The organism is Pseudomonas sp. SG-MS2 (assembly GCF_009933855.1).
In the GTDB taxonomy this organism is placed as follows: domain Bacteria; phylum Pseudomonadota; class Gammaproteobacteria; order Pseudomonadales; family Pseudomonadaceae; genus Aquipseudomonas; species Aquipseudomonas putida_E.
In genome coordinates this window covers 1-7,647 of sequence record NZ_MOMO01000148.1, presented here as the reverse complement: position 1 = coordinate 7,647, position 7,647 = coordinate 1, and the positions used below count along the sequence as shown (strand labels likewise).

Here is a 7,647-nt window from a genome sequence, read left to right as displayed (position 1 = left end):
CCCCAATAACCGCCCCAGCCACCACCGTAGTTGGTGGTGATCTGCTGCTGGCGTTGTTCGACGATCAGGTAGGCACGCACACTGACATCAGGTTGGGCATTGCCTTGTGCCGGGCGCAGGCCGCGCTGGTCGAGCTGGTCGGCGACGGCCTGGCGGATCCGCTGTTCGGTGAGGTCGCTCTTGATACGCGGGTCATCCGGGCGGTAGTGCAGGGCCGGCTCTTGCCATGCCCAGCTGCGGTACGCGGCAAAGTCTCGGCTGGCGTCGAAATCCTGCTGGACGTTGTTGCTGGAGCAGGCGGCAAGCAACAGCACGAATGACAGTAGAACGAAGCGACGCAACATGATGGTTCTCCGTTAGGCATTAACTGGGAGGATAGCCGCTGAGTGCCTTGTGTACCGATTCGCGCAATGCGCTTTCGCGGTCACGCGGCGAGCTTTTGTCACTGCCGCTTTCAGCGCTCGCGCTCCACACCGGCTGGCCGTTGCGGGCGTCGAACAGGTCGATGCGCACCACCATCACTTCAACTTCGTAAGTGCGTACGATCGGCACGCTGCCATAGGCGCCGTAACCGTTGCGGTAACCGCCGAAACCGACACCGCCGTAGGGGGCGGGGCCGTAGTAGGGGTCGTAGTAATCATAGTCGCGTACCTGGCGCAAACGCCGCTCCAGGCGCATGTCGGCACTGACCAGCAAGTCGCCGGTCGCGCCCCTGGCCGGGCGCAGTCCATGCTGGTCGAGGGCGCCACTGACGGCATCGGCCAGTTGCCCCGGGTCGGCGTCGGCAGTGCCGCTTGGCAACTGGCCGTCGCGCCAGCTCCAGCTGCGGTAACGGCCATAGTCACGCGGTGGGGCCGGGTAGGCACTGGCGTCGAAGGTGCTGGCCGCCTGCGCGGGGGCCGGCGGCAAGGGGCGGCTGCTGGCAACGTACGGGTTGCTGCCCTGACAGGCGCTGAGGGCAAGCGGGAGCAAGGCCAGGCACAGCAGGCGGTACGGCATGAAATCCTCCCGGCGGGTGGTTCAGCGAGGGCGGCACATCCAGTGCAGGTAGCGGCCAAGCCCGGCAAAGCTCGGGTGGCGGCGGTGGGCCAGTTCCATTTCCAGCAGGTCGAGCATCTCGGCCTTGGCCTGGAATTCCCTGGGCATGTAGTCGTGGAAAACTCGCACGCCACTCTCGGTTTCGACCTGCCACAGAGGATCAAGTTGCACCTTGAGCTCACGTGGATCAAGCGGTTTCTGCGGGGTGAGGCTCTGTTTTTCACCTTCCAGGCGGTTGCTGCGCAACTTGCGGAAATGGCCTTTGAGCAGGTTGCGATAAACCAGCGCATCCCGGTTGTAGAAGGCCAGGGACAACCACCCGCCAGGTGCGGTCAGTTGGTGCAGCACTGGCAGGATGCTCTCTGGCTCGGCCAGCCATTCGAGCACGGCGTGGCACAGCACCAGATCGTAGGGCTCGGTGAGCTGACCGAGCAGGTCCTGCCATGGCGCCTGGATGAACGTGGCGGTCTGGCCGGCATCGGCAAAGCGCGTGCGGGCACCTTCGAGCATGGGTGCGGCCGGCTCGGCCAGGGTCAGTTGGTGACCGCGCTCGGCCAGCCATAAAGCCATGTGGCCGAGCCCGGCTCCGATGTCGAGTACCCGCAGCGGGCGGTCGGGGAGGGCATCGGCCAGGTCGGCCTGCAGTACGGCCAAGCGGATCGCGCCTTTGGCGCCGCCATAGATCTTCTCGGCGAAGCGAGTGGCCAGCTCATCGAAGTGACGGTCGTTCATCGGGCGAAGCGCCTTTCGGTGTCGGCCAGCTTGGCCCGTACCACCTGCTCCATGTCCAGGCCCAGTTCGCTGCACAGCAGCAGCAGGTAGAGAATGACGTCACCTACCTCTTGGCCGGCGTGGGCGAGCTTGTCCGCAGGCAGTTGGCGCGATTCGTCTTCGCTGAGCCATTGGAAGATTTCCACCAGCTCGGCCATTTCCACGCTGGCGGCCATGGCCAGGTTCTTCGGGCTGTGGAAGCCGCGCCAGTCGTTGTTGTCACGGATCTGGTGCAGGCGTTGAGTGAGTTCTTGCAGGTTCATTGCGGTTCTCCTAGTGCCGCATAGCTTCCGTGCAGCCCCAATGCAAAGCAAGAGGATTCAAGGGGCCTAAGCAGCCTGCGGCCTTCAGAGCGAACCCCAGCGCCCGACCATGTGCAGCAGTTCACCATGCCCATCCAGGCGCAGCTCACCGGCAGGGCCGGCGGCGCTGGCACTCAATACCACCTCCGATGGCAACCGCACTGGCTTGCGGAAATCCACTTCAAAGGCATACCCGCTGCCTGGCAGGTGCCCACGCAGCGCTGCCAGCGCCATGGCCTTGCTCCACATGCCATGGGCGATCGCCCTGGGGAAGCCGAACAACCGGGCACTTGTGGCGCTCAGATGAATCGGGTTGTAGTCGCCACAGACTTTGGCGTAGCGCCGGCCAATATCGCTGTCGGCGTACCAGCGGGTCGTTTCAGGCAAAGGCTGCGGTTCGCTTTCCTCGCTTTCTTCAGGCTGCCCTTCAAGTTTCAAGCCGCGCACCAGCATGCGGCTGGTTTCGCGCCACAAAAGGCCAAGGCCATCTTCGGCTTCGGTGATCAGGTCGAATGTGCCGCCTTTGGCATGTGGCTGCAGGTTGTCGGCATGCACCGCAAAGTGCAGCCCGTCGATACCACCCAGGGGGCGCAGCACCTCGATGCGGTTGTGCAGGTGTACCAGGCCCAGCAGCGGGAAAGGGAAGCCGTGGGCGGTCAGCAACTGCAACTGCAGGTTAAACGCCATGATATGGGGGTAGGTGCCCGGCAAGCGGGCGTCATCGGTGAAGTGGCACAGATTGCGGTACGCCGCGAGATTGCCGGGCTGTATAGGGATGAAGCAGCGCAGGCCATCGGCTGGCAGTGTGTGGCCGCTGATCTTGCGTTTGCTGGCCGCGCGCAGATAAAGGCTTGCGCGTGAGTCGGGGCTGTTCAGGTCATGCCAGTGCCGGTTCATGCTCAAGCTCCCATCAATGCCTGGCCACAGACCCGCAGCGCTTGGCCATTCACCGCGCCGGAACCGGGCTGGCTGAGCCAGGCGATGGCCTCGGCGACATCCTGCGGGCGCCCGCCCTGGCCCAGCGAGCTCAGGCGCCGCCCGGCTTCACGCAGGCCCATGGGCATGGCGGCGGTCATGTGCGTCTCGATAAAACCGGGGGCCACGGCATTGATGCTGCCACCTTGCCCGGCGAGCTTGGGTGCCCAGGCCTGGGCAAAACCGATCAGCCCGGCCTTGCTTGCGGCATAGTTGGCCTGGCCGCGGTTGCCGGCGATGCCGCTGACCGAGGCCAGCAGAGTGATGCGTGCATCTGCGCCGAGGGCGCCGCCTTCATACAGCGCCTGGGTCAGTACCTGGGGTGCTTTGAGGTTGACCGCCATGACGGCGTCCCAGTAATCGGGGGTCATGTTGGCGAGGGTCTTGTCCCGGGTGATGCCGGCGTTGTGCACGACGATATCGATGCCATCAGGCAAGGCCTGGAGCAGTTGCGCGGCTGCGTCACTGGCACAGATGTCCAGCCCCAGCGCCTTGCCACCCAGGCGGGCGGCGAGTGCATCGAGGTCTCGCTGGGCCTGCGGCACGTCCAGCAGCATCACCTCGGCACCATCACGTGCCAAGGTTTCGGCAATGGCGGCGCCGATCCCGCGTGCAGCGCCAGTGACCAATGCCCGGCGCCCGGCGAGCGGCCGCGTCCAGTCTTCTACCTGGCTGGCACAGGCCTGCAAGCGCAGCACCTGGCCGGAAATGAATGCGCTCTTGGGTGACAGGAAGAAGCGCAAGGCGCCTTCGAGCTGGCCATCGGCAGCTTCATACACGTACAACAGCTGCGCCGTCGCACCGTTATGCAATTCCTTGGCCAGCGAGCGGCTGAAACCCTCCAGGGCACGCTGGGCGACGCTGGCCAGCGGGTCGTCGATGCCTTCCGGTGCGCGCCCGAGTATGACCACATGGGCGCAGGGTGCCAGGCTGCGCAGCAACGGCTGGAAGAATTCGCGCAACTGCTTCAGCTCATCGCTGTCGGACAGATGACTGGCATCGAACACCACGGCCTTGAGCTTGGGCCCCAGGCCAGCCACCCAGGCGGGAGCCTGCAGGCTTACACCATTGAAGCTGTAGCATTCGTCGGTCAGGCGTGGAGCGATGGCTTCGACCTGATTTGCCAGAGGCCCACCGCCGATGACCAGTGCGCCCTCCACCGGGCGCAGGCGGCCGGCCTGCCAGCGTTCCAGCGGTGCCGGGCGTGGCAGCCCGAGGGCATCGACGAAGCGGCGGCCGAGGTTGGAGTTGGCAAAGCCGAGATAGCGGTCGCTCATGTGCGGGTCTCCCTGAAGGCAAGCATTGAAGTGTGGACCAACTTTGTGAAGAGGTCGTTCGAATGCGGCAAAAACACCTAGGCTGTTCGGATCGAATTGTTTCAGGAGGAATCTACGCATGCGTTCACTTCGCCGGGTCGCGATTCTGGGCGGCAACCGAATCCCTTTCGCCCGCTCCAACGGTGCCTACGCCACTGTCAGCAACCAGGCGATGCTCACGGTCACGCTGGAGGGCCTGACAGAACGCTACCGCCTGCACGGTTTGCGCCTGGGTGAAGTAGTGGCCGGTGCGGTGCTCAAGCATTCGCGCGACATGAGCCTGACCCGCGAATGCGTGCTCGGTTCGCGGCTGTCGCCGCAGACACCGGCCTACGATATTCAGCAGGCGTGTGGTACCGGGCTGGAGGCTGCCCTGCTGGTGGCCAACAAAATTGCCCTCGGGCAGATCGACAGCGGTATCGCCGGTGGCGTCGACACCACATCCGATGCCCCGATCGGGGTCAATGAAGGGCTGCGGCGCATCTTGCTGCAGGCCAACCGCGGCAGGACTTTGGGCGAGCGGTTGAAGCCCTTCGTGCAGTTGCGCCCGGGCCATCTCAAGCCCGAGCTGCCACGCAATGGCGAGCCGCGTACCGGGTTGTCGATGGGCGAACACTGCGAGCGCATGGCCCAGGCCTGGCAGATCGGTCGCGCCGAGCAGGATGAGCTGGCTCTGCTTAGCCATCAGCATCTGGCAGCGGCCTACGCCGAGGGTTGGCAGGATGACCTGCTGACACCGTTTCTGGGCCTTACGCGCGACAACAACCTGCGGCCGGACTTGACCCTTGCGCAGTTGAGCAAGCTCAAGCCCGCGTTCGACCGCAGTGGCTTGGGCACACTCACAGCAGGCAATTCCACACCGCTGACCGATGGTGCGTCGCTGGTGCTGCTGGGCACAGAGGAGTGGGCGCAGGCACAGGGCCTGCCGGTGCTGGCCTATCTGGTCGATGGCGAGACTGCTGCGGTGGACTTCGTCAAGGGCCAGGAAGGGCTGCTGATGGCGCCGGCCTATGCGGTGCCGCGGCTTCTGGCGCGCAATGGCCTTACCCTGCAAGACTTCGATTACTACGAGATCCATGAGGCATTTGCTGCCCAGGTGCTGTGCACGCTCAAGGCCTGGGAGAGTGCCGATTTCTGCCGCGAGCGGCTGGGACTGGATGCTCCCCTGGGTGCGATCGATCGGAGCAAGCTCAACGTCAAAGGCAGCTCATTGGCGGCAGGGCACCCGTTTGCCGCGACCGGGGGGCGGATCCTGGCCAACCTGGCCAAACTGCTGGCGACGGCGGGGAAGGGGCGAGGCTTGATTTCGATCTGCGCGGCGGGTGGGCAAGGGGTGACAGTGATCGTCGAGCGGTAACTGCCTGAAGGGCTGCAGGGACGCTCTGGCGGGTGTTAGGCTTGTCTGGTCAGAACTACAAGAACTCACCATGCCGATTATCGGACACCCCCGCGCCATCCCTACCCTGGTCCATTTGCCCAGGCCGCTCTATGCCCGTGCTGAAAGCCTGGGGGCCGGCTCCTGGACCACCCGCCACAGCCACGACTGGGTGCAGTTTTCCTATGCGATCAGCGGCGTGCTGGGTGTCTACACGCGTGATGGCAGCTATTTCGCGCCGCCGCAGTGGGGCGTGTGGATCCCTGCCGAAGCCGAACATGAAGTGGTGACGTCCGGGCGGGCGGAAATGCGCAGCCTGTACATTCGCCGCGACGCTTGCCCATGGGCTTCGGCGCAGTGCCGGGTGTTGGAAGTGACACCGCTGGCGCGTGAGTTGATAAAGCAGTTTTGCGTGTTCCCGCCGCACTATCCCGAAGGCGACAGCGTGGAAGGCCGCTTGGTCTCGGTGCTGCTCGACCAGCTTCGTACGTTGCCTGAAGTGGGGTTTTCCCTGCCACTGCCACGGCATACAGGCTTGCTGGCGCTGTGCAACAGCCTGATAGCCGCGCCGGATCAGGTGCAGACCCTGCAGCAGTGGGCCCGCCAACTGCAGTGCTCGGAGAAGACCCTCATGCGCCTTTTTCAGCGAGAGACGGGGTTGAGTTTTCGCAACTGGCGTCAACGCATGCGGCTATTGTCGTCGCTGGCGCTGCTGGAGACGGGGGCGAGCGTGACCGAAGCGGCGCTGGGCTGTGGCTATGACTCGACGTCGGCCTATATCGCCGCCTTCAAGCAATTGTTTGGCTCGACACCGGGTGAGTTGACGTTGTAGCAGGGGCACCGGCCTCTTCCCGATAACTCGCGAAGAGGCCGGTGCAGACAACCGCTCAGGTACGGAAGCGTCGTACCAGCGAATCCAGCTCATTGGACAACCCGGCCAGGCTTTCCGAGTCCTGCCGCGCCGCCTGAGCCAGGTCGGCCACCAGCTGCGCATCACCGTGAATCTGGCTGATATGGCGGTTGATGTCTTCGGCAACCTGGTGCTGTTCTTCCGCCGCGGTGGCGATCTGCGTGTTCATGTCGCGGATGATGTCCACCGACTCGCGTATCTGGCCAAAGCTGTCGCGGGCCAGGCCAATGCGGCTGACCGACTGCTGCGACACTTCCAGGCTGGCATGCATCTGCTCGGCCACTTCGGCGGTACGGCTGGCCAGGTTGCCAAGCAGCCCGTCGATTTCAGCAGTGGAATCGGCGGTGCGCTTGGCCAGCGCCCGGACCTCGTCGGCAACTACCGCAAACCCACGGCCCTGTTCGCCGGCGCGGGCGGCTTCGATCGCAGCATTGAGCGCCAGCAGGTTGGTCTGTTCGGCAATCGAGCGAATGGTACCGAGGATCGACTGAATGGCATTGCTGTCGCGCTCCAACTGCTGAATCGACTGCGCCGATTGCTCGATCTCCTGGCTCAGCCGGTCGACACTGCTGACGGCCGCATCGATCTGCTGCTGGCCTTCGCGGGCCTGTTGCTGGCCGCTGTCGGCCGATTGCGCGGCCTGGCTGCAGGAGCGGGCAACCTCGTTGGCGGTGGCGACCATTTCGTGGAATGCGGTGGACACCATGTCCACCGCTTCGCGCTGGCGCCCGGCGGCCTCGGCCATGTCGCTGGAGACCTGAGTAGAGCTGGTGGACGTGCTGAGGATCTTGCTCGCCGCCGCGCCGATGTGCTGGATCAGGCTGCGGATGGCACTGAGGAACTGGTTGAACCAGCCGGCCAGTTGCGCGGTTTCATCACGCCCACGCACTTCCAGGTTGCGGGTCAGGTCGCCTTCGCCCTGGGCGATGTCTTCCAGGCCACTGGAAACACTGTTGATGG

At 64.6% G+C, this 7,647-nt stretch carries 9 protein-coding genes; 2 read left to right on the top strand and 7 right to left on the bottom strand.

What is annotated here, in order from left to right; translation table 11 throughout:
* The 6 genes from BLX42_RS12440 to BLX42_RS12415 all read right to left on the bottom strand — a co-directional run.
* Window positions 1–344, bottom strand: a 344-nt coding sequence (locus BLX42_RS12440) for a DUF4136 domain-containing protein (protein ID WP_161871881.1), incomplete at its 3' end; no start/stop codon positions are given.
* A gap of 19 nt (window positions 345–363) precedes the next feature.
* On the bottom strand, window positions 364–999 hold the full coding sequence (locus BLX42_RS12435; RefSeq protein ID WP_012316387.1) for a DUF4136 domain-containing protein: 636 nt from the start codon (window positions 997–999) through the stop codon (window positions 364–366).
* A 21-nt stretch (window positions 1,000–1,020) separates the two neighbouring features.
* Entirely contained in the window at window positions 1,021–1,770 is a 750-nt protein-coding gene (locus BLX42_RS12430) for a methyltransferase domain-containing protein (RefSeq protein ID WP_012316386.1), read from the bottom strand.
* Window positions 1,767–2,072, bottom strand: coding sequence for a MazG-like family protein (locus tag BLX42_RS12425; RefSeq protein WP_012316385.1), 306 nt, complete (start codon window positions 2,070–2,072; stop codon window positions 1,767–1,769). Before BLX42_RS12425 ends, BLX42_RS12430 begins: the two co-directional genes overlap by 4 nt.
* An 84-nt stretch (window positions 2,073–2,156) precedes the next feature.
* The gene (locus tag BLX42_RS12420) at window positions 2,157–3,008 is read right to left on the bottom strand and encodes a MaoC/PaaZ C-terminal domain-containing protein (RefSeq protein WP_161871880.1); all 852 of its coding nucleotides are present in this window, start codon (window positions 3,006–3,008) and stop codon (window positions 2,157–2,159) included.
* A gap of 2 nt (window positions 3,009–3,010) precedes the next feature.
* Window positions 3,011–4,363 carry a 3-oxoacyl-ACP reductase gene (locus tag BLX42_RS12415; RefSeq protein ID WP_161871879.1) on the bottom strand — a complete coding sequence of 451 codons (1,353 nt, stop codon included), beginning with the start codon at window positions 4,361–4,363 and terminating at the stop codon, window positions 3,011–3,013.
* Between the two features lie 118 nt (window positions 4,364–4,481).
* On the opposite strand from BLX42_RS12415, the gene BLX42_RS12410 reads away from it, so the two are divergent.
* Both BLX42_RS12410 and BLX42_RS12405 read left to right on the top strand, forming a co-directional pair.
* On the top strand, window positions 4,482–5,759 hold the full coding sequence (locus BLX42_RS12410) for an acetyl-CoA C-acetyltransferase (RefSeq protein ID WP_161871878.1): 1,278 nt from the start codon (window positions 4,482–4,484) through the stop codon (window positions 5,757–5,759).
* Window positions 5,760–5,829: 70 nt separating this feature from the next.
* Window positions 5,830–6,609: a helix-turn-helix transcriptional regulator gene (locus BLX42_RS12405; RefSeq protein ID WP_161871877.1), complete on the top strand. Its 780-nt coding sequence runs from the start codon at window positions 5,830–5,832 to the stop codon at window positions 6,607–6,609.
* A 55-nt stretch (window positions 6,610–6,664) separates the two neighbouring features.
* On the opposite strand, the gene BLX42_RS12400 is transcribed toward BLX42_RS12405, so the two are convergent.
* Window positions 6,665–7,647, bottom strand: a 983-nt coding sequence (locus BLX42_RS12400; RefSeq protein ID WP_161871876.1) for a methyl-accepting chemotaxis protein, incomplete at its 5' end; no start/stop codon positions are given.

What these genes read in the sequence shown, in the direction of transcription:
- BLX42_RS12435 (WP_012316387.1), bottom strand. Translation starts at nt 999, where the DNA reads ATGCCGTACCGCCTGCTGTGCCTGGCCTTGCTCCCGCTTGCCCTCAGC.
- BLX42_RS12430 (WP_012316386.1), bottom strand. Translation starts at nt 1,770, where the DNA reads ATGAACGACCGTCACTTCGATGAGCTGGCCACTCGCTTCGCCGAGAAG.
- BLX42_RS12425 (WP_012316385.1), bottom strand. Translation starts at nt 2,072, where the DNA reads ATGAACCTGCAAGAACTCACTCAACGCCTGCACCAGATCCGTGACAAC.
- BLX42_RS12420 (WP_161871880.1), bottom strand. Translation starts at nt 3,008, where the DNA reads ATGAACCGGCACTGGCATGACCTGAACAGCCCCGACTCACGCGCAAGC.
- BLX42_RS12415 (WP_161871879.1), bottom strand. Translation starts at nt 4,363, where the DNA reads ATGAGCGACCGCTATCTCGGCTTTGCCAACTCCAACCTCGGCCGCCGC.
- BLX42_RS12410 (WP_161871878.1), top strand. Translation starts at nt 4,482, where the DNA reads ATGCGTTCACTTCGCCGGGTCGCGATTCTGGGCGGCAACCGAATCCCT.
- BLX42_RS12405 (WP_161871877.1), top strand. Translation starts at nt 5,830, where the DNA reads ATGCCGATTATCGGACACCCCCGCGCCATCCCTACCCTGGTCCATTTG.